Genomic DNA, 19,944 nt, shown 5'->3' on the forward strand with positions numbered 1-19,944 from the left:
AATAACGGATTATTGCTTAGGCTCAAATAGCAAAGTTATCAAGCGGTTATTATCAAAAATTTCATTGCTGATCTCCAGTAATTGCTCGGCACTCACCTGGTTAATTTTAGCAAAGATCTCTTCCAGTGTATCAATGCGGTTAAAATCAACCATGCTTTTGGCCATGGCTATAATAAGGCTCATGCGGTTTTCCTCGGCCAGGGCTATTTGCCCTATAAATTTTTGCCGGGCCTGGTGCAACTGTAATGTACCCAGCTTTTGCTCCCTCAGCTTCTTCAACTCTTTATGCACCAGTTTTGAGGCCTTGGCCGCCTTTTCGGCATCGGTACCAAAATATATCGAGAAGATCCCGGTATCGGTTAACGGGGTATAGTTTGATTCGACAGTATAGGCTATTCCGTACTTTTCCCTGATCTCGAGGTTTAAGCGGCTGCTCATGCCAACGCCGCCCAGCAGGTTATTAAGCAACAACAAACCCCATTTGTGTTCATGTGCCGTTGAATAAGCCTGCGTACCAATAATGCAATGCGTTTGCGAAATAGGTTTATTAACGAGATGGATACCGGCCGGGCTTAACACCGGCTGCACCCTGTTTTTCTGAAGCTGATTGAAAGGTACATGCCCGAAATATTTTTCGGACATGGCCACCAGTTTTTTGAAATCATAATTGCCATGAACAGCAAAAATCATTTCTGTGGTGTTGTAATTGGCCGAGATAAAGTTGCGGATATCATCGCCATTAAGCCTGCCAACCGTTTCGGGAGTTCCCAGAATGTTTTGCCCCATTGGATGGCCCTTAAACAAAAGCTCCTCAAAATCATCCTGGATAGCTTCTTCCGGCTGATCAAGATAAGATGCTATTTCATCTAAAATAACACCCCGCTCCTTTTCCTGCTCATCATCCGGAAAGGTGGAATGAAATAAAATATCCTCAAACAGATCCATCGTGCGGTCGAGATGCTGGTTAAGCAGCGACGCATGGATGCAGGTATATTCCTTAGTGGTATACGCATTCAGATCGGCACCAACAAGCTCAAGCCTGTTGAGGATCTGGCTGGTATTGCGCCTTTCGGTTTCTTTAAACAGCAGGTGTTCAATAAAGTGTGCAAGCCCCTCCTGTCCCGGAAGCTCGTCTCTCGAACCTGTATTTACTATAAAACAGCAATGTGTAATTGCCGATGGCCAGTGTTTGTAAAGTATACGAATGCCATTGGGCAAAGTATAAAGTTGATAGTCAATCATTCGGCTGCAAAGATACGCTTATAAGTCATAATTATTTTTCACGCTATTGTAAGTGATTTATGGTATTTTAGGCGCTTAAATCCAACTACATCTACCGTTAAATAGCAATATTTAACACATTGAAAAACAAAAAGACTGACCCCAATGAAAAAACAAATTGCCGACCTTGAATTTGAACCAATGATTACCGCCCAACAGATCGAAGAAAGGGTGAAAGCTATTGGCGCACAAATAAGCGAAGATTTTAAAGACACCGTTCCGGTTTTAGTAGGCGTACTTAACGGCAGCTTCCTTTTTATTGCCGATTTAATTAAAAAAGTATCTATTCCCTGCGAGATCAATTTTACCAAGCTGGCTTCCTATTATGGAGGTACCACCAGTACTTTAAAAATAAGAGAGGATATTGATTTAACCGTTGATATAAAAGGCCGCGATGTGCTTATTATTGAAGATATTGTTGATACCGGCAATACCGCTCATTATTTAATTGAGAAATTAAAAGAAAGGGAGCCCGCCTCATTAAAAATGTGTTCGTTACTACTAAAACCGGCCGCCCTGCAAAAGAAAATAGAAGAACTTAAGTATATAGGCTTCGAAATTGAAAACGAATTTGTTGTGGGTTACGGGCTCGACTATAAAGAAATGGGCAGGAACCTGGCCGATATTTACAAAAAAGTAGGATAAAGCAATCCGGCATTTCGATTGGTTTATAGGAAGTTGCGCGCAATTTTTTTAACACCCGATTAAAACAAAGACCGGCCTATGCCGTTTTAGGGTTTATGAAATATACATCTTTACTTTTATCAGGCTGCGTAGCAGCATCGTTCTTGTTCTCTTCATGTGATAAAGAAACGTCAACAACCTCAAATGTTGCTATTACTGTAACCGATGGCTTAACCGGAGCCGGATCAGCCGGGGCGACTGTAAAATTATACGACGACGTAAATAAACCCAACACCGGTGAAGCCCCTGCATATACACTTACTGCAGATGCTTCAGGAAAAATATCTGCACCGGTTGCCTATATTGGCGGCTATTACGTTGTTGCTGAAAACGGCGCCCGCAAAAGCTATTACGGCGGCCTTATTCCGATAGGAATTTTCAAAACACAATCGGATATCGACGCAAGCCCAAAGCAAACTCCGGCTGCAACAATAGGTTCGGTAAAGTTTAAAGATACTAATGGCGATGGTGTTATTAATGATTCGGACAAAACGCATGCGCCGCTCTTGTTCCTGGAATCAGGGCAAACGCTAACTTACAGTACCGCGGTTTATTAAGAAGTTTAAAGTTGCCGTGAGGACACGGCAACAGGATAAAATAATAAAAAAGCTATCGGATAAATCCGATAGCTTTTTTATTAAATTCACCATGCCCCCTCTCCGCCCAGGTTGTCGTGCCCTAACGACAACATACCTGATAAACTAAATTATTGGGCCACGGTATTCCCTCAATTCTTATTATGTTTATTTAATGGAATTTGATGAGGTCTATTTTTATACTGCTACAATTAACAATTGGATCCCACTATTGCAATCAGATAAATTTAAGCACATTGTTTTAAACAGCCTGATTCATCTTGTTAAGCAGAAAAAAATCGAAATTTATGGTTTTGTGATCATGCCAAATCATATTCACCTCATTTGGTCGGGCTCAAAGATGAATGGTAAAGAAAAGCCATTTGCAAGTTTCATGAAGTTTACCGGTCATCAATTTTTAAACGAACTGCGAACAACAGATCAACAATTCCTGACAAAATTCGAAACTAACCTAAAAAATAGAAATTACCTCTTCTGGCAAACCAACTCATTGCCTATAAAAGTGCTTGATCGGAAAATGTTAGAACAAAAGTTAGACTATATTCACCTCAATCCGCTGCAAGCCCATTGGAATTTGGCCGATGATCCTAATGATTATTATTTTTCATCATGTTCGTTTTATGATCAGGACGATATGAAATTTGATTGGCTAACGCATTATATGGATGCAATGTGAATTACGTTGCGTTGTGTGCATGTTGCCGTGAGGACACGGCAACCGGAGGTGGAGGTATCAAGGCACATTTTTAGTCCCCGTTGGCGTGTCCCCACGCTAACTCGTTTTATTGAAAGCGATGTTGCCGTGAGGGCACGGCAACGGGAAAAAGTATGAAAGGATAATTACGCTATCCCCGCCACTTCACTCAGCATCCTCACCGCCTCATCAACACTATCAATACCCTCAATGCCCAAACGAAGCGTGTTCTTAACCTCTTTTAAATTAGTACGCCTTGGATTATTTTTTACAAAATCGAGCACATTGCGGAAAGCCTCCGTTTCAAAATAGCTTGATTGTTGGTTGGTGATAAAGTAACCCCTCAACACGTTTTTCTTAAGCGAGATTTTTTCAAATCCAATAGCCTTGCCCAGCCATTGCAAACGCATGGTGTTCAGCAAACTGTCAACCTGCGGCGGAACAGGGCCAAACCGGTCGTGCAGTTTTTGCCTGAAAGCGTTTAGCTCAACTTCGTTTTCCAGTTTAGAAAGCTCGGTATACAGGTTATATCGTTCAGAGAGATTAGTCACATATTCATCAGGGATCAGGATCTCCAGGTCGGTATCTATCTGGGTGAAAGAAATGTATGGCCGAGGTTTATCTTCAGGGAATACCTCTTTAAATTCATCATCCTTCAACTCCTGAATAGCCTCGTCCAATATCTTGTGGTACATTTCAAAGCCTATTTCGGCAATGAAACCACTTTGCTCGGCGCCAAGCAGGTTACCGCTTCCGCGGATATCCAAATCTCGCATGGCTACGTTGAAACCACTGCCCAGGTCGCTGAACTCTTCAATGGCGCTAAGACGTTTACGGGCCTCGCTGGTAAGTGTTGACAATGGCGGACTTAACAGATAACAATATGCTTTTTTATTGCTCCTCCCTACACGGCCACGCATCTGGTGCAAATCGCTCAGGCCAAACATGTGGGCGTAGTTGATGATGATGGTATTGGCATTAGGAATATCCAACCCGGCCTCAATAATTGTTGTGGCAACCAATACATCATACTCGTGGTTCACAAACTTCAACATCACGTCTTCCAGATCGTCACCTTCCAGTTGCCCGTGCGCTATACCAATACGGGCCTTAGGGACCAATTTGCGGATCATCCCTCCCAATTGCGGCAGATCGGCCACACGGTTATGAATAAAGAAGATCTGTCCGCCACGGTCTATTTCAAATTCTACTGCTTCCTTAATGAGCTTATCATTAAACACGTGCAACTCGGTAACAACCGGCTGACGGTTTGGCGGCGGCGTTGATATGATAGAAAGGTCACGTGCACCCATTAACGAAAAGTGCAGCGTACGTGGGATAGGCGTTGCAGTTAACGTAAGTGTGTCCACATTGGCGCGCATCTGTTTCAGCTTTTCTTTGGTTGATACGCCAAACTTCTGCTCCTCGTCAATGATCATGAGGCCAAGGTCTTTAAACTTCACATCCTTACTTACCAAACGATGGGTGCCTATGATGATGTCAACCTTGCCTTCCTTCAGTTTCTCTAAGGTATCCTTGATCTGCCTGGTTGACTTAAAACGGTTAACATAATCAATGTTAGCAGGGAAGCCCTTGAGCCTGTCGGTAAAAGTTTTATAATGCTGTGCCGCGAGGATAGTTGTAGGTACCAGTATGGCCACCTGCTTGCTATCAGCAACAGCTTTAAATGCAGCACGAACAGCCACTTCGGTTTTACCAAAGCCTACGTCGCCACAAATGAGGCGATCCATAGGGTGTGGCGATTCCATGTCTTTTTTGAAATCGGCAGTGGCCTTTTCCTGATCGGGCGTATCCTCGTAAAGGAACGATGCTTCCAATTCGGTTTGCAGATAACTATCGGGCGAAAAGGCATTACCGTGCTGGGCTTTACGGAGGGCGTAAAGCTTGATCAGATCTCGGGCTATGTCCTTAACTTTTTTTTTTGTTGTTTTCTTAAGACGTTCCCAGGTATCAGTCCCCAGCTTATTCATTTTGGGAACAGAGCCCTCTTTGCCGCTGAATTTAGAAATGCGGTTAAGCGAGTTGATGTTCACATACAGCAGGTCGTTATCGGCATAAATGAGCCTGATCATTTCCTGTTGCTTGCCGTTTACATCAACCTTTTCCAATCCGGCATATTTGCCTATGCCATGATCTATATGGGTAACGTAATCGCCGGGTTTAAGGTCACGAAGTTCTTTAAGGGTGATAGCTTGTGAACGCTGATAGCCCTTCCGGGTTTTGTATTTATAGTAACGGTCAAAAATCTGGTGATCGGTATAGCAGGCCAGTTTTTGTTCCTGGTCGATAAAACCTTCGCGTACCGAAATACTTATGGGCGTAAATTTTACCGTTTTATCCAGATCATCTAAAATTGCATATAAACGCTCAACCTGCTTGGCCGAATCGGTCAGGATGAAATTCTCAATCTTTTCGGCCTCGTTGTTTTTAAAGTTGTGGATGAGCAGCGTAAAGTCTTTATTGAACGATGGCTGCGGCCGCATATCAAAATTGACAACGATAGCATCATGATAAAAGAACTGCTTACCAAACTCCACCACCGGAAAATCATGTAATTGATCGGCAATCAGCTTTTCGTCGGTGAAGCCAAACTTAGGGTCAATCCATTCCGGGTTTTGAGCTTTCTCATCGGCAGATAAAGCCTTCCACAGGTTTACCGCTTTTTTGTACCCGGTTTGGATAATATCCAGCGTAAACTGAACATCTTTTATCCACACCTGCGTACCAGGCTCAACATATTCCAACAGGGAGATATTATTTTCGGTTAAAAACTTAGATTGTACATTAGGTACAATGGTAATGCTTTTAACCCGCTCTGCCGATAGCTGGCTTTCGATCTCAAACGTACGGATGGATTCGATGTAATCGCCGAAGAACTCTACCCTGTAAGGGAGCATGTGCGAAAACGAGAAGATATCAACGATACCACCGCGAATGGAGAATTGCCCCGGCTCATACACAAAATCAACCCGCTCAAAATCGTACTCTATTAAAAATTCATTGATAAAATCGATGCTGAGTTTATTTTCAACAGCTATTTCAAGTGTGTTTTTTTCGAGCGAGGAACGATCTATCACCTTTTCGGCCAGGGCTTCGGGATAGGTAACAATCAGCTGGCCGTACTCTGTACTATGGTTAAGCTCATTCAAAACCTCGGCACGTGCAAGCACATTACTGCTATCTGGCTGGGTAAATTCAAATGGCTTACGGTACGATGAAGGAAATAATAAAGCTTCTTTACCGGTAAGGTTTTCCAGGTCGGCCTGAAAATAACCCGCTTCTTCACGGTCGGGCAGTACAAACACCATGTGTTTATGCTGCAGAAAATACAATGCTACCGCCATGGCCGAATCGCTTGATCCCACCAAACCACGTAACTGCACTCTCGGATTTTTTGACGCGTTAAGCGCGGTAGCTAACGCTTTGATCCGGTCATCAGCTTTGTATCTGTCTAATATATCACGGATATTCAAATCGGCGCAAAGATAAGTAAAAAAGAAAAACCAAATTAAAAAGCGTTATGGTAAAAATTAATGAAAACAATATGCAGACTTATTTACTTTTTAATGATAAATTTATGCGTGTAAACAAGCATAGACGCACTTATAAACCTATATAAATTTATAATTATGAAGAATGCAGTTTTATCAGGGGGCATTATTGGCATACTAAGTATTATCTGGATTTTTGCCATGCCGCGTTTAGGCGTTATGCCGCAAAAAGATGTGGTATCCCCGGCCGAATACTTTTCATTTATAATACCGGCCATCGGGCTTTTCTTCGGTATCATGAGTTATCGAAAAAACGACTGTAACGGCCAGATGGGGTTTTTAGAGGCCCTTTTTCAAAGCTTTAAAATATTAATAGTAGGCGGTATCATAGCCGTTTTTGGTTCTATCCTTTATATCAGCTATGTATCATCATCGGGCGATAACATAAAGGATTTTTCTGAACGGATTTTTGGTGCGTTGATAGTTGGGGTACTGCTCGCCTTCGCGGTATCATTATTGTTCGCCAACAAAGCAAATAAACTTGATTAAGCGTTATTTTTCAAAATATTTCGAACTATTGTTCTGGACAGCAGCGATGCTTTCGTTGGCTATGAGTTCGCCAACGGAGGCGTCGCACTTTACGCTGTGCCCCCTCAAGCTAATGGGCATTGGCTGGTGCCCTGGCTGTGGCCTGGGGCATAGTATTATTTATCTTTTTCACGGCGATATCAGCAATTCGTTCCGTGCACACTGGCTTGGCATCCCTGCCGTAGCCGTGATCTTCAACCGCATTTATGTACTCACCAAGGCGAGGTTGATGGAGAGAAGTCAGTTTAAAAGCTTAACTTGATTCTTATTGGGTATGTTGTTAACGCCGGCACGGACTTAAAGTCAAAAAACATGTCATTGCGAGGAGCGCGACGGGAAAGCGCATGGGCGCGACGTGGCAATCGCATGCTGTACAGAGCGGATTTGCTTCCTTGCGATTGCCGCGCTTCGCTTCGCAATGACACATCTTTAGTTACCCATCGGTAAGATTTCCCCGATACTTTTCACCGTCAAAACCCTTCATTTCACCGACTACTTATCTCCGCTAACCTATCTCCCGTAGGCGTTTTATGGGTACCGCCGTACCTTTATATCATAAAACAATCGCAAACTTTAAAACTTACTGAGATGAACGCTTATCAAAATCCATATATGTCATTCGACGGTATCACTTCCGAAGAATATACATTTCTGCAACAGGCTACTGCCTCACTAACAGAAGACCAGGCCCGTACTTTTATGTCATTTTATGCCAGTAAAAGGCGCAACCCGCAAGATATCATGTTCGCTACCCTTGCCGGCTTCCTTGGTGTATCCGGCGTACAACGCTTCATGACAGATCAGATTGGTATGGGGATCCTTTACTTTTTCACCGCCGGTTTCTGTTTCATCGGTACCATTGTCGACCTGATCAACTATAAAACCATCGCCAACGATTACAACAGGCAAATGGCCTATGAAAGCTTCAACATCGCTAAAATGAGCAACTAAATCCCTTTAAGGGTATAGTTTCACTATATATCAATAAAAAAATCCACCTTCTGTTACGGGGTGGATTTTTTTATATTGAACATAAACAACCAAAATCATGTCATTGCGAGGAGGAACGACGAAGCAATCGCATGCTCTACAGGGCGGCTGTGCTCCTGTGCGGTTGCCACGCTTCGCTTCGCAATGACATCTGTACCTTTATTTCATCGATTTCTCCCTTATCGCTTTAAATTCCGAACCATTTTTCCAACCGGGGAAAGTTGTTTCGTTGCTCAGCCTGGTGCCAACCTCGTACAGAATATTAGCTATTTGCGCCATACCGGTGGCATCCATGGTGTCAGAATAATTATCTGCCTGCTGGTGATATCGGTTATCGCCATAGTCCTTTTGTTTGGCTTCGCCATAACTGCCATCATGTATTACGCTGATGCTTCCATTGTTAATATCAAGTGCCGGGATCCCCACTTTAGCAAAGTTAAAATGATCTGACCGGTAGTAACTGCCAGAACCGGGATGCCTGTCGCCAACCGTGCTCAGGCCTTGCGCTTTAACAATCTCATCAACGTAATCTTCCAGTTCGTTCTGGCCTTTACCGGTTACGGCGATATCTTTGGTTTCGCCATAATCACCCAAGGCGTCCATATTCAGGTCGGCAACGGTTTTGTTAACCGGGTAAATTGGGTGAGTGGCATAATATTCTGAACCCAGCAAACCCTGCTCTTCGGCAGTAACTGCTAAAAACACGATAGAGCGTTTTGGTTTTTCTTTTGCCTTGCTGAAAGCTTTTGCTACGCTTATGATAGCTGCAACGCCATCGGCATTGTCAACAGCGCCATTATAAATACTGTCGCCTTTAGCATCGGGCTTACCTACCCCAAGATGGTCCCAATGGGCTGTGTACAAGATATATTCATCCGGTTTGGAACTGCCTTTGAGTGTACCTATAACATTGTGCGATGTAGAGTACTTCAACTGGTTGGTAATAGTGAGGTTAACAGACTGTTTTAGCGGGATAGCCTTAAAATCTTTTTTGCGGGCCAGCGCACGAAAATCGCCTGTGATGCCGGCCTCAGCCAATAGCTTTTTACCCATATCTTCGGTGATCCAGCCTTCAACCTTGCAACGGTTCATATGCTTATCTTTTTGCTGCAGGTAAAGTTTGGCGCCGGTATTACTGTTAGCCACTACTTCCCAGCCATAACTTGCCGGTTCTTTTTGGTGAATGATGAGCACTCCCGCTGCTCCCTGGCGGGCAGCTTCTTCATACTTATAAGTCCAGCGGCCGTAATAGGTCATGGTATCGCCTTTGAAAAATGTAGGATCACCATTTTTAAATCCTGGGTCGTTCACCAACACCACCACAGTTTTGCCTTTAACATCAAGGCCGGCATAATCATTCCAGTGATATTCCGGCGCAACAACGCCATATCCCGCAAAAACAAGCGGCGAGTTTTTAAGCGTTACCGAATCAACCTCACGGCGACTGAACGTCACAAAATCAGTAGTAGCTTTAAGGCTTAGCGGAGTTTTACCGCCGGTGATCTCCATTACAGGCGATGGCGTACTGATGATTTGCACCATGGGTACATCCTGAAAATAGCTTCCGTTGTTACCCGGCTCAAGTCCGGCTGCCTTAAATTGCTCGGAGATGTATTTGATAGCCTTGTCTTCCCCGGCGGTGAAAGGCTTGCGGCCCATCATCGAATCATTAGCTAAAGCCGAGATATACTTTTTGATTTCGGCAGCGGTAATGGCTTTTTCGGCGGGTACGTTTTTGTTATTCTGGCAGCCTGCAAAAATAGCAAGACCGCCTAAGAGCATTAGGTATCTGTGTTTGATTTTCATATTGATGAGAAATTTTTGAGAAAGAACCGAATTTACACAAATCCCCGGCAATTATCCAATGGGCACCCTCCACGAGGAGGATTTTAGCCGGAATTATTCATTTACCGTTATTTTTTAAGCTTCAACTCGGGCCTGCTTAGCTTGATCAGTTGCCAGGCCACCTCCGCGCTTGATAAAGCTACCAACGCGAATATGGCAGCAGAAAGCGCTTTTGGCGTCGAGCTTAATGCCCCGCCAAGCGCCACACTGTAAACAATAAATGGCAACAGTAAAACCAAACATAACCCCGTAACGCTAAGCGGGATGCGGAATGGCCTTTCTTTTAACGGCTCTTTAACGCGGAGTTTTATAAGCGCGATATATTCTAACGAAAGCCCGGCGCCATAAACCGTTACATCGATGATGAGCAGGTCGGCAAAAGTCCACAACACCATAAAGCTTACCACTATAGAGCAGATAATGATGGAAATAAAGGGGGTTTTAAAACGAGGGTGAAGCCTGTTGAGCCCTTTGGGCAATAAATTATCTTCGGACATTACCTGCGGCACACGCGATACGGATAACAATACCGCGGTGTAAATACCCAAAGTGCTGGCCATGCCACCCGCTGCCACCACTATCCCCAGCCAATGCCCGCCAATAAGCACACCCAATGCCGGGAATCCGCTATCGGTTAAGGTATCATGATTAATGCCCGATTGCTGGGCAACCCAAATGGCAAAAAAGTATACCACCATCACCAGGGCAAAAGCAGTAAAAATAGAAACCAGGTAAGAGCGCACCGGCTTTTCAACCTCTTCGGCATAGGTAGTGACGTTATCCCAGCCAAGGCAGTTCCACATTACAGTATATAATGCCATCCCGAATGATGGAAAACTTAACCCTTTTAGTGAAGTTGCCGGAATATGCATTGCTCCGCTATAATGGTATATGCCCAATGCTATCAGCAAGATAATTGGCGCGAGTACAGCAGCACTTAAAAATACCGAAACCTTGCCCACCGGCATAATACCCAAAATGTTTAAACCTGCCGATGCCCAGATGATCACCAAACAAACCGGGATCTGAAAGTTTAACAGCTCGGGGAAAAAGAAACCGGCGTATTGTACAAACAGCACGGGATAAATGGCCAGGTCTACAAATGTATAAAGCCAGGTCCACCAGCCTTCAATAAAACCCCAATGTGTGCCGAGTGCATATTTCACCCATTTATAATAGCCTCCGGTTATCGGCATCATGCTATTCAGTTCAAGCACTGTAAAAATGGCCGGCACGTCCCACATTAAAGGGGTTATCAGCAGAATGATCAATGCCCCATGATCACCGGCATAGCTTAACAGCGGCTCGAGGCCGTAGGGGCCACCGGATACAGTAAAGAAAATAACAGCGACAAGCTGTATCGGACGTATTTTTTTTAATGAGGCTGCAGAGGGCATCTTTATTACTCGTTCTTGATTTTTCTATCCGGTAAAAACGGGCTTTGAATTTTTTCCTCCGTATAAATGGAGTTTCTTAATGCTTTGATCTGCTGTTCTGCTGCTTTTTTTAATGAAAGCAGGCGTTGGAGTTTTTCAATCCCTTGCTCAATTAATATAGCATTGTAGCCTTCAAGATTTGAAAGAACAAGTAATTGATGGGCATCTGCTAAATCTCGCATATTTAACCCTTTCAAATGAAGCTTGGGGTTTGCTTCACGCCATTGCTTCGCAGTATAACCAAATACGGCAACACTTAATAAATCGGCCTCACTTGCGTAAATCAGCCATTCTTTCTCTTTTTCAATATTTAGTTTTGGAATAACAAAATCTTTAACTGCGGCAGTATGTATAGTGTAATTAGCCTTTGATAAAAAGCGACGATAATCCCATTCTGATCCAAGCCGCTTTTGTTCTTCTTCCTTTAATCTTTGAAACTCTTTTACCAACAATAGTTGAAATCGAGGACTTATCCACATTCCAAATTGAAAGGCTATATCCTTATGAGCATAAGTGCCCCCATATCTTCCGGCTTTGGCAGTTATCCCAACTGCATTTGTTTTCTGTATCCACTCTTTTACAGACAATACAAAACTGTTACTACCTGCCGCATTTTTAATTATACCGAATTCGGTATAATTAAAATCTTTATTGTAAAGGATCTCCCATTCGCCCAAATATTCAATCGTGTTTTTTAAACTAAGCCATTTTGTGATAATAATATTTTCATGCTGGCTTTTAGCCATGTCCGTCAAAGAGATAAAATCACTCTCATTAACAGAAAAAAAAGAAATCTCAATCCCCTCAACTTTAATTTTACTCATTGAATTGGTTTAAGTCGGATTACAATAAGCTATAAAAATATAACTTATACGTTAATATTTTTATTTTTTTGTAGCACTTGTAGCCACCCAACAGTGATCATTTCTAATGATTATCCTTATCCCTGGTATCCATGATAATCGTGACCGGGCCATCGTTCAGCAGGTTGATTTTCATATCTGCGCCAAAAATACCGGTGGCTACTTTTTTGCCGGTTAGCGATTCAAGCGTTTGGATCATCTGCTCATACATGGGTATGGCCTTATCGGGCTTAGCTGCCCTCAAAAACGATGGGCGATTGCCCTTTTTGGTTTGGGCAAAAAGCGTAAACTGGGAGATGAGCAAAATATCGCCATCAATATCGGCAAGGGCTTTGTTCATCAGGCCGTTCTCGTCGCCAAAAACACGCATGCCTACTATCTTATTGGCCAGCCATTGCAGGTCTTCGGCGGTATCTGCATCTTCAATGCCTAATAAAACCAAAAAGCCGGCGGCTATCTCACCGGTGACTTTTCCATCAACAGTACAGCTTGCCTGGGTAACGCGTTGCAGAACAGCTCTCATATCTTATCGAACATTAATTTTTTACGAATAAAACGATTTTCGCAAATTTCCGGGTACTATTTTGATAACATTAGTGTCAATTCGGCCGGTTAATGAATTTTCGTAGCCCATCATTCGTTTAATTAGGGCGTAATTAATTAAGTTCGCAACCGCTATTATGTATATCTAATTAATAGGATAAAAAATGAGTACCAAAAGAGGCTTCACTACCACCATATTACATGCCGACCGTTTGGGCAAACCCGAACACGGTTCATTGCATAAACCCATTCACACCTCGGTAACCTACGGACACGAAGATGTGCAGGATTTGGTTGATATTTTCCAGAACAAAAAAAGCGGCTACGCTTATTCGCGCCAGGGTAACCCTACCGTTACCGCTTTAGAGCAAAAGGTAACCCAAATGGAAAATGGTGTGTCAAGTATCGCTTTCTCAACCGGTATGGCGGCTATTTCGGCAACGGTAATGGCGCTTATTAAAGGTACCGATCATATTGTAGCCAGCTCATTCCTGTTTGGTAACAGCCGCAGCATTTTCCAAACCTTTATTGATATGGGTATCAGCATTGATTTTGTTGATGCTACCAACGTTGATCATGTACGCGCGGCAGTAAAAGAAAATACCCGCATGGTGTTTGTTGAAACCATTGCCAACCCCGCCACTCAAATTGCCGATCTTAAAAACATTGGCGACCTGTGCGAAGAGAAAGGCATTATGTACGTGGTTGATAACACCATGACCTCGCCATATTTGTTTAACCCGATAAACGTTAAAGCCAGTTTGGTAATTAACTCGCTTACCAAATACATTGGCGGTCACGGCAATGCCCTTGGTGGCGCGGTAACCAACACCGGCTTGTTTGACTGGGCAAATTATCCAAACATTTTCCCCGGCTTTAAAGCAACTGTTAAACCAGAGAATCTGGGCATGACCCAGATCCGCAAGAAAGGTTTACGTGACGGCGGTGGTACGTTATCGCCAGAGGCTGCGCACAGCATTTCTGTAGGTGCCGAAACATTAGCTCTACGCCTTGACCGTGCCTGCAGCAATGCTTTGGCGCTGGCTAAATATTTTGATAATCACCCGATGGTTAAAAAGGTGTTTTATCCAGGCATCGAGTCGCACCCACAGCATGCTTTGGCAGGCGAGCTCTTCGCCCGCTACGGCGGTTTGATGAGCATCGAGTTGGATGAAAGTATCGATTGCCTTGCATTTTTGAATAAACTGAAACTGGTAGTAAAATCAAGCAACCTTGGTGATACGCGCACATTGGCTATCCCGGTTGCTCAAACCATTTTCTTTGAGCTTGGTGCCGAACGCCGCGCCGAAATGGGCATCCCCGAAAGTATGATCCGTCTGTCGGTAGGTATTGAAGACCTTGACGATTTACTTGAAGATTTCAAAACCGCTTTAGGCGAATAAATACTGAGGCCTTGTGTTATTCACAAGGCCTTTTTTATTGAATGATTATTTGGCAAAACTATCTTATCAGCATGCAAAATAATTTTCAATAACCAATAGGGGTTTATATTCTGTTTGTTGTAATATAGACATATGAAAACCTATAAAACCTTGAAAACACTTCTTTCCATTCTGACCTTCGTGCTGCTGTCAAACGTCATTGCAGCACAAACCAACCCAGATTCTTTAACAACTAAATTGCAGCAGGCCTTTACGACGGAAAGCCTGCCCGGCATGTATGTGATCATGACCGATGGTGGTAAAATTACCTACTCGCATGGTTTTGGCTATGCCGATGTTGCCAACCAGGTCCCCTATTCGGCCAGCACTATTCAAAACATTGGCTCGGTGAGCAAAACAGTTATAGCCGTTGCTTTGATGAAAGCTATCGAGTTAAGGTATTTTACATTGGAAACAGACATTAACGATGTGTTGCCTTTTAAAGTAACCAATCCTAATGATCCCAACGGAAAAATAACCATCAGGGAATTAACCAACCACACATCGGGCATTGTTGATAACCCCGAAATTTATCACTACAGCTATCACTTTTATCCTAAACTAAGGGCTTATGACAGTGTTTCGATAAACACCCTGAATCAGATGGGCTTTGGCGATAAACTAAGGGATACTACCCTGGCTCAATTCTTTTTTAACTATTTATCGCCACAAGGCCAGTATTACAGCAAAGCCAATTTTGGCGAAGGGCCCGCGGGAAGCACGTCCTCATACTGCAACATCGGTTCGGCGCTGGTGGCATATCTTATCGAGATTAAATCGGGATTTACTTACGCGGATTTCACCAGGAAATATATTCTTAAACCGTTAAAAATGGATCATTCAGACTGGCATATCCCAGATATGGATTTAAAAAATCACGCTTATTTATATCTCGACCTCAAGAACCGGTTTCCGTTATATGACCTGGTTACTTATCCCGACGGTGGCCTCAAGACTTCGCCTGAAGATTTGAGCAAGTATTTAATGGCGATTGCCAGGCATGACAAAAGACTGCTAACCGAAGCATCATATCAGGCCATGTTTACGGCGCAGTTCAGTAAAGAGCATCCGCCCAAAAACATCAATTTAACCTACCGCAATAAGGGCATTTTCTGGAACCTGTACACCAATGGCACCATTGGTCATGATGGCGATGATCCGGGCATTGGAACCTTTTTGTTTTTTAATACCACAACTGGCAAAGGAGGCTTGTTCCTAACTAATAAATATCTGCCTAATAAGCAGGCTATTGTTGATGTGTTGGTGAAGGAGGCGGCGAAGAAGTAAGTAAACCTAAAAATAGCGAGGTGATCATCAGCCTAAAAAACAATGTCATTGCGAGGAGGAACGACGAAGCAATCTCGTAACTATACAGATCGGTCATGCATTGGCTACGAGATTGCCACGCTGCGCTCGCAATGACATATTTTTTAACGAGGCCTTGCTTAAAAAATGCTTGCTTTCCTGGCTCTTGATTCTAACAGTCCTGATTCTTTTTTCCTGCTTCCTGACTCTAACAGTCTTGCCTCTCGCTAAGCCCTTGTGTCGTTCCCGTTGTAAATACTCAGGTAACTATCATAACGTGTCGGCGAAATCTCGCCTTCTTCCAAAGCTTCAAGCACGGCGCAGCCGGGTTCGTTAATGTGGCGGCAATTATTAAAACGGCATTCGTTCATGCGTTCGCGCATTTCTGGGAAGAAATGGCCGAGCTCCGGTTTTTCAATGTCGATAACGCCCAGTTCGCGGATGCCGGGGGTATCAATGATGAAGCCGCCCTGTGGCAGCTCAAACATTTCGGCAAAGGTAGTGGTGTGCATACCCTTGTCGCTCCAATCGGATATCATGTGGGTGCGTAGCTCCAGCTCGGGCAGCAGCGCGTTGATCAAGCTTGACTTACCAACACCGGAGTGACCCGAAAACAGGGTTACCTTATCTTTAAGCAGGTCCTGTACCTGGCTGATATTAGTTCCCTGAAGCGCCGAAACTTCATAGCAGGGATAGCCGATATCTTCATAAATAGCCTTATAATCGGCTAAAATCTCCAGGCCTTCGTCGCTGAAAAGGTCAAGCTTGTTAAATACCAACCTTGCCGGGATATCGTAGGCTTCGGCGGTTACCAAAAAACGGTCGATAAAACCGAGGGAGGTGCGCGGTGACGCGAGTGTTACCACCAGTATGGCCTGATCAAGATTGGCAGCTATGATCTGCGCCTGTTTGCTCAGGTTAATTGCCTTACGGATGATATAATTTTTGCGTTGATGCAGGTTAGTGATCACACCGTCTTCACGATCTGGCTCCATTTCAAAGTCAACCACGTCGCCAACCGCGATAGGGTTGGTCGTAGTAATACCTTTTATACGGAACTTGCCCTTAATGCGGCAATCTATCTTTTGCCCATCGGGGGTTTGTACCTGGTACCAGCTTCCGGTTGATTTTGTTATTAATCCCTGCATATTATCGAGCCTCAAAAGTAGCAAATTAAATTTATTGCAGATTCTGGGATCAGACTCTTATACTATCGTCATTGCTGTAAGGCACGAAGCAATCCCCGACTTTATAGGGGACTTGCTTAGCCGCTCTGCGAATTGGGGATTGCTTCGTACCTCGCAATGACGCGTTTTTATTTAAAGCTCGATAGCTCCGCAGTCCCCTTTGTCAACCTCCAGTAACACATAGCCCATGATAAAACCTTTTACTTATCGCCCTCATTATCAAATCCATCATTTACCTACCCAACTACCTGATAATTATTGCGAAAATCATAATTTGTAAAATAATCCTTGCTTATTAAAAAATAATCTACTTACTTTACAGACATTATATATGACAATTAACAACACCATTACTACAATTATTATTACCACCGGCATAAACCTCGGAGGAAGATAATCGTATGGTGTAAAAACATAAAATGAAAACCAAAAGAAAAACCTTCCTCCGCAAAGAGGAAGGTTTTTTTGTTATAGAACGATTACTAACCCATAAATGAAAGTTTTAAAATTCGGAGGTACTTCCGTTGGATCGGCAGCCAGTATCCAAACCCTGTTAAGCATCCTGAAGGATGAAGTAAAAAATGAAGAGAAGCCGGTGGTAGTATTATCTGCCATGGGCGGCGTAACCAACCTGCTTTCGGCTATGGCCGAAGACGCGGCAAACGGTAAAGAGTTCACCGCCGGTTTGGCCGAATTGGAAAAACGCCACTTTGATACGGTAAAAGCCCTTTTGGATGTTCAAAACCAAAACCCGGCGCTTACCCGTTTAAAAATTCACTTCAACCAACTGGAAGAACTTTTACAGGGCGTGCTTACTCTTCGCGAACTTACCCCGAAAACGCGCGATCAGGTGCTGGCCTTCGGTGAGCGCTGCTCAACCCTTATGGTGAGCAAAGTTGCCGCCCAGCATTTTGGCGATGTACTGTTTGTTGATGCTGCCGACGTGATCAAAACCGACAGCGCTTTCGGCAATGCCAAGGTAAACACCGAGCTTACCGAAAGACTGGTACAGGGCCTGTATGCCGAAAATAAAGGCAAAACATTAATCGTTACCGGTTTCATCGCCTCAAACGATGCCGGGCAAACCACAACTTTAGGTCGCGGTGGTTCTGACTATACCGCTGCCATTTTTGGCGCGGCACTAAACGCGCAGGAAATCCAGATCTGGACAGATGTTAACGGCATGATGACCGCCGATCCGCGCATGGTTAAAAAAGCGTTCTCTTTAACCGAGCTTACTTATACCGAAGCTATGGAGCTTTCTTACTTCGGTGCCAAGGTGATCTATCCGCCAACCATGATCCCGGCGTTCTTAAAGAAGATCCCTATCGTTATCAAAAACACTTTTGAGCCCGAGTTTGCAGGTACCGTAATCCGTCATGATTGCAAGGCCTCTACCCTGCCAATTAAAGGTATTTCATCTATCAACAATATTAGCATCCTCAATTTAGAAGGTAGCGGCATGGTAGGCAAATCGGGCTTTAGCGGCCGCTTATTCTCCCTGCTTGCCCGCGAGCAGATCAACGTGATCCTGATCACCCAATCATCATCTGAGCATAGCATCACCTTTGCTGTTCAGCCACAGGATACCGAAAAGGCTAAACAAGTCATAGAGCAGGAGTTTGAACTGGAACTTGCCGCCAAAAAACTGGAGCATTTAGTAATCGAAAAAAATCTGGCTATCCTGGCTATCGTAGGCGAAAACATGAAACAAACGCCTGGCATGTCGGGCAAATTGTTCCATGCGCTTGGCCGTAATGGTGTTAACGTAAGGGCTATTGCTCAGGGCTCGTCAGAATATAATATCTCGGTGATCATCTCGGCCAACGATTTATCAAAAGCCTTGAACGCCGTACATGACGCTTTCTTCGTGCAGCTTACCAAAACCCTGCACGCGTTTTGCCTGGGCACCGGCAACATCGGCAAAACTATGTTTAACCAGCTTAACGCCCACAGCGAGTATCTGAAAGACAATAACGGCATCCAGGTTAAAATAGCCGGTATCAGCAATACCCGCAAAATGACATTCAACAGTGATGGTATTTCGTTAGATACCTGGCAGGATGATTTGCAGGCATCTCCTTATGAGGCCGATCTGCAATCATTCATCAACCGTATGAAAGAAATGAACCTGCCAAACTGTGTGTTTATCGACAACACTGCAAGCCCGGTTCCGATTGGTTTTTACGAAGAGGTTTTTAAAGCCAATATCTCGGTGATCACTTGTAATAAAATAGGCAACTCTGGCAGCTATCAGCAATACCGTACATTTAAGGATACCGCCCGCGCCCATGGCGTCGATTTCTTTTATGAAACCAATGTTGGTGCCGGTCTGCCAATCATCAATACCCTTAAAAACCTAATGAACAGCGGCGACAGGGTGCAACGCATTGAAGCAATACTTTCGGGCACTATATCGTTCATCTTTAATAACTTTAAGGGTGATGCCAATTTCCACGATGTGGTAAAAGAGGCGCAAGACAAGGGCTATACCGAACCAGATCCGCGCGACGACCTGAGCGGAAAGGATTTTATGCGCAAAATGCTCATCCTTGCCCGCGATGCCGGTTATGCGCTCGAAGAAAGTGATGTAGAAATTGAAAGCGTACTGCCAAAAGCAAGTCTGGAAGCAAAAAGCGTTGAAGATTTTTACGCGACACTAAAAACTGAAGATGCGCATTTTGCCAAACTAAAAGATGCAGCCGAAAAAGACGGCAAAGTATTACGCTATATTGGTAAACTGGAGGATGGCAAAGTAAGCATCACCCTGCAAATGGTTGATGAAAACCATCCGTTCTACATGCTGTCGGGCAGTGATAACATCATATCCTTCACTACCGACAGGTATCGCGAGCGCCCACTAGTTGTAAAAGGCCCTGGCGCAGGTGCCGAAGTAACCGCCGCCGGCGTATTTGCTGATTTAATAAACGTGGGTGCAAATTAAGAGCCCCCCGGCCCCCTAAAGGGGGTGAAATAGT

The 19,944-nt window shown here is 44.0% G+C and carries 16 protein-coding genes; 9 read left to right on the plus strand and 7 right to left on the minus strand.

What is annotated here, in order from left to right; translation table 11 throughout:
- Positions 1-9 precede the first annotated feature (9 nt).
- On the minus strand, positions 10-1,239 hold the full coding sequence (locus tag DEO27_RS25025) for a M16 family metallopeptidase (RefSeq protein WP_190295442.1): 1,230 nt from the start codon (positions 1,237-1,239) through the stop codon (positions 10-12).
- A gap of 147 nt (positions 1,240-1,386) precedes the next feature.
- On the opposite strand from DEO27_RS25025, the gene hpt reads away from it, so the two are divergent.
- The 3 genes from hpt to DEO27_RS25040 all read left to right on the plus strand — a co-directional run bounded on the left by hpt (position 1,387) and on the right by DEO27_RS25040 (position 3,237).
- Complete coding sequence (hpt, locus tag DEO27_RS25030) at positions 1,387-1,926, plus strand: hypoxanthine phosphoribosyltransferase (RefSeq protein ID WP_112568305.1); 540 nt, start codon at positions 1,387-1,389, stop codon at positions 1,924-1,926.
- 95 nt (positions 1,927-2,021) lie between these two features.
- A complete protein-coding gene (locus DEO27_RS25035; protein WP_112568303.1) occupies positions 2,022-2,522 on the plus strand; it encodes a hypothetical protein in 501 nt (166 codons plus the stop codon).
- 193 nt (positions 2,523-2,715) lie between these two features.
- Positions 2,716-3,237, plus strand: a complete 522-nt coding sequence (locus DEO27_RS25040; RefSeq protein ID WP_112568300.1) for a transposase — start codon at positions 2,716-2,718, stop codon at positions 3,235-3,237.
- Between the two features lie 164 nt (positions 3,238-3,401).
- Here DEO27_RS25040 and mfd read toward each other — a convergent pair whose 3' ends face one another.
- Positions 3,402-6,749 (minus strand): transcription-repair coupling factor, encoded by a 3,348-nt coding sequence (gene mfd / locus DEO27_RS25045; RefSeq protein ID WP_112568298.1) that lies wholly within the window; start codon positions 6,747-6,749, stop codon positions 3,402-3,404.
- A 156-nt stretch (positions 6,750-6,905) separates the two neighbouring features.
- Between mfd and DEO27_RS25050 the strand changes: the two genes are divergently transcribed.
- From DEO27_RS25050 to DEO27_RS25060, 3 genes are all read left to right on the plus strand, one after another.
- Positions 6,906-7,316, plus strand: coding sequence for a DUF4199 domain-containing protein (locus DEO27_RS25050; RefSeq protein WP_112568296.1), 411 nt, complete (start codon positions 6,906-6,908; stop codon positions 7,314-7,316).
- Positions 7,309-7,617 carry a DUF2752 domain-containing protein gene (locus DEO27_RS25055; protein WP_223818047.1) on the plus strand — a complete coding sequence of 103 codons (309 nt, stop codon included), beginning with the start codon at positions 7,309-7,311 and terminating at the stop codon, positions 7,615-7,617. Before DEO27_RS25050 ends, DEO27_RS25055 begins: the two co-directional genes overlap by 8 nt.
- Before the next feature lie 326 nt (positions 7,618-7,943).
- Complete coding sequence (locus tag DEO27_RS25060; RefSeq protein WP_112568292.1) at positions 7,944-8,306, plus strand: TM2 domain-containing protein; 363 nt, start codon at positions 7,944-7,946, stop codon at positions 8,304-8,306.
- A 198-nt stretch (positions 8,307-8,504) separates the two neighbouring features.
- Here DEO27_RS25060 and DEO27_RS25065 read toward each other — a convergent pair whose 3' ends face one another.
- The 4 genes from DEO27_RS25065 to dtd all read right to left on the minus strand — a co-directional run bounded on the left by DEO27_RS25065 (position 8,505) and on the right by dtd (position 13,012).
- Positions 8,505-10,151, minus strand: a complete 1,647-nt coding sequence (locus DEO27_RS25065; RefSeq protein WP_112568290.1) for a M28 family metallopeptidase — start codon at positions 10,149-10,151, stop codon at positions 8,505-8,507.
- 107 nt (positions 10,152-10,258) lie between these two features.
- Entirely contained in the window at positions 10,259-11,587 is a 1,329-nt protein-coding gene (locus tag DEO27_RS25070; protein WP_112568288.1) for an APC family permease, read from the minus strand.
- 5 nt (positions 11,588-11,592) lie between these two features.
- On the minus strand, positions 11,593-12,450 hold the full coding sequence (locus DEO27_RS25075) for a KilA-N domain-containing protein (RefSeq protein ID WP_112568286.1): 858 nt from the start codon (positions 12,448-12,450) through the stop codon (positions 11,593-11,595).
- Positions 12,451-12,553: 103 nt separating this feature from the next.
- Positions 12,554-13,012, minus strand: coding sequence for a D-aminoacyl-tRNA deacylase (gene dtd, locus DEO27_RS25080; RefSeq protein WP_112568284.1), 459 nt, complete (start codon positions 13,010-13,012; stop codon positions 12,554-12,556).
- Positions 13,013-13,196: 184 nt separating this feature from the next.
- Here dtd and DEO27_RS25085 point away from each other — a divergent pair, with 184 nt between their 5' ends.
- Together DEO27_RS25085 and DEO27_RS25090 are read left to right on the plus strand one after the other, a co-directional pair.
- Positions 13,197-14,435, plus strand: coding sequence for a cystathionine gamma-synthase family protein (locus DEO27_RS25085; protein ID WP_112568282.1), 1,239 nt, complete (start codon positions 13,197-13,199; stop codon positions 14,433-14,435).
- 132 nt (positions 14,436-14,567) lie between these two features.
- Positions 14,568-15,761 (plus strand): serine hydrolase domain-containing protein, encoded by a 1,194-nt coding sequence (locus DEO27_RS25090; protein ID WP_112568280.1) that lies wholly within the window; start codon positions 14,568-14,570, stop codon positions 15,759-15,761.
- A gap of 245 nt (positions 15,762-16,006) precedes the next feature.
- Here DEO27_RS25090 and rsgA read toward each other — a convergent pair whose 3' ends face one another.
- Positions 16,007-16,927: a ribosome small subunit-dependent GTPase A gene (gene rsgA, locus DEO27_RS25095; RefSeq protein WP_112568278.1), complete on the minus strand. Its 921-nt coding sequence runs from the start codon at positions 16,925-16,927 to the stop codon at positions 16,007-16,009.
- A gap of 532 nt (positions 16,928-17,459) precedes the next feature.
- On the opposite strand from rsgA, the gene thrA reads away from it, so the two are divergent.
- Entirely contained in the window at positions 17,460-19,910 is a 2,451-nt protein-coding gene (gene thrA, locus DEO27_RS25100) for a bifunctional aspartate kinase/homoserine dehydrogenase I (protein ID WP_112568276.1), read from the plus strand.
- Positions 19,911-19,944 lie beyond the last annotated feature (34 nt).

It is taken from the genome of Mucilaginibacter rubeus, from assembly GCF_003286415.2.
Lineage (GTDB): Bacteria > Bacteroidota > Bacteroidia > Sphingobacteriales > Sphingobacteriaceae > Mucilaginibacter > Mucilaginibacter rubeus_A.

Coding starts and splice junctions, on each gene's coding strand:
- hpt (WP_112568305.1), top strand. CDS start 1,387: ATGAAAAAACAAATTGCCGACCTTGAATTTGAACCAATGATTACCGCC.
- DEO27_RS25035 (WP_112568303.1), top strand. CDS start 2,022: ATGAAATATACATCTTTACTTTTATCAGGCTGCGTAGCAGCATCGTTC.
- DEO27_RS25040 (WP_112568300.1), top strand. CDS start 2,716: ATGGAATTTGATGAGGTCTATTTTTATACTGCTACAATTAACAATTGG.
- DEO27_RS25050 (WP_112568296.1), top strand. CDS start 6,906: ATGAAGAATGCAGTTTTATCAGGGGGCATTATTGGCATACTAAGTATT.
- DEO27_RS25060 (WP_112568292.1), top strand. CDS start 7,944: ATGAACGCTTATCAAAATCCATATATGTCATTCGACGGTATCACTTCC.
- DEO27_RS25065 (WP_112568290.1), bottom strand. CDS start 10,151: ATGAAAATCAAACACAGATACCTAATGCTCTTAGGCGGTCTTGCTATT.
- DEO27_RS25070 (WP_112568288.1), bottom strand. CDS start 11,587: ATGCCCTCTGCAGCCTCATTAAAAAAAATACGTCCGATACAGCTTGTC.
- DEO27_RS25075 (WP_112568286.1), bottom strand. CDS start 12,450: ATGAGTAAAATTAAAGTTGAGGGGATTGAGATTTCTTTTTTTTCTGTT.
- dtd (WP_112568284.1), bottom strand. CDS start 13,012: ATGAGAGCTGTTCTGCAACGCGTTACCCAGGCAAGCTGTACTGTTGAT.
- DEO27_RS25085 (WP_112568282.1), top strand. CDS start 13,197: ATGAGTACCAAAAGAGGCTTCACTACCACCATATTACATGCCGACCGT.
- DEO27_RS25090 (WP_112568280.1), top strand. CDS start 14,568: ATGAAAACCTATAAAACCTTGAAAACACTTCTTTCCATTCTGACCTTC.
- rsgA (WP_112568278.1), bottom strand. CDS start 16,927: ATGCAGGGATTAATAACAAAATCAACCGGAAGCTGGTACCAGGTACAA.
- thrA (WP_112568276.1), top strand. CDS start 17,460: ATGAAAGTTTTAAAATTCGGAGGTACTTCCGTTGGATCGGCAGCCAGT.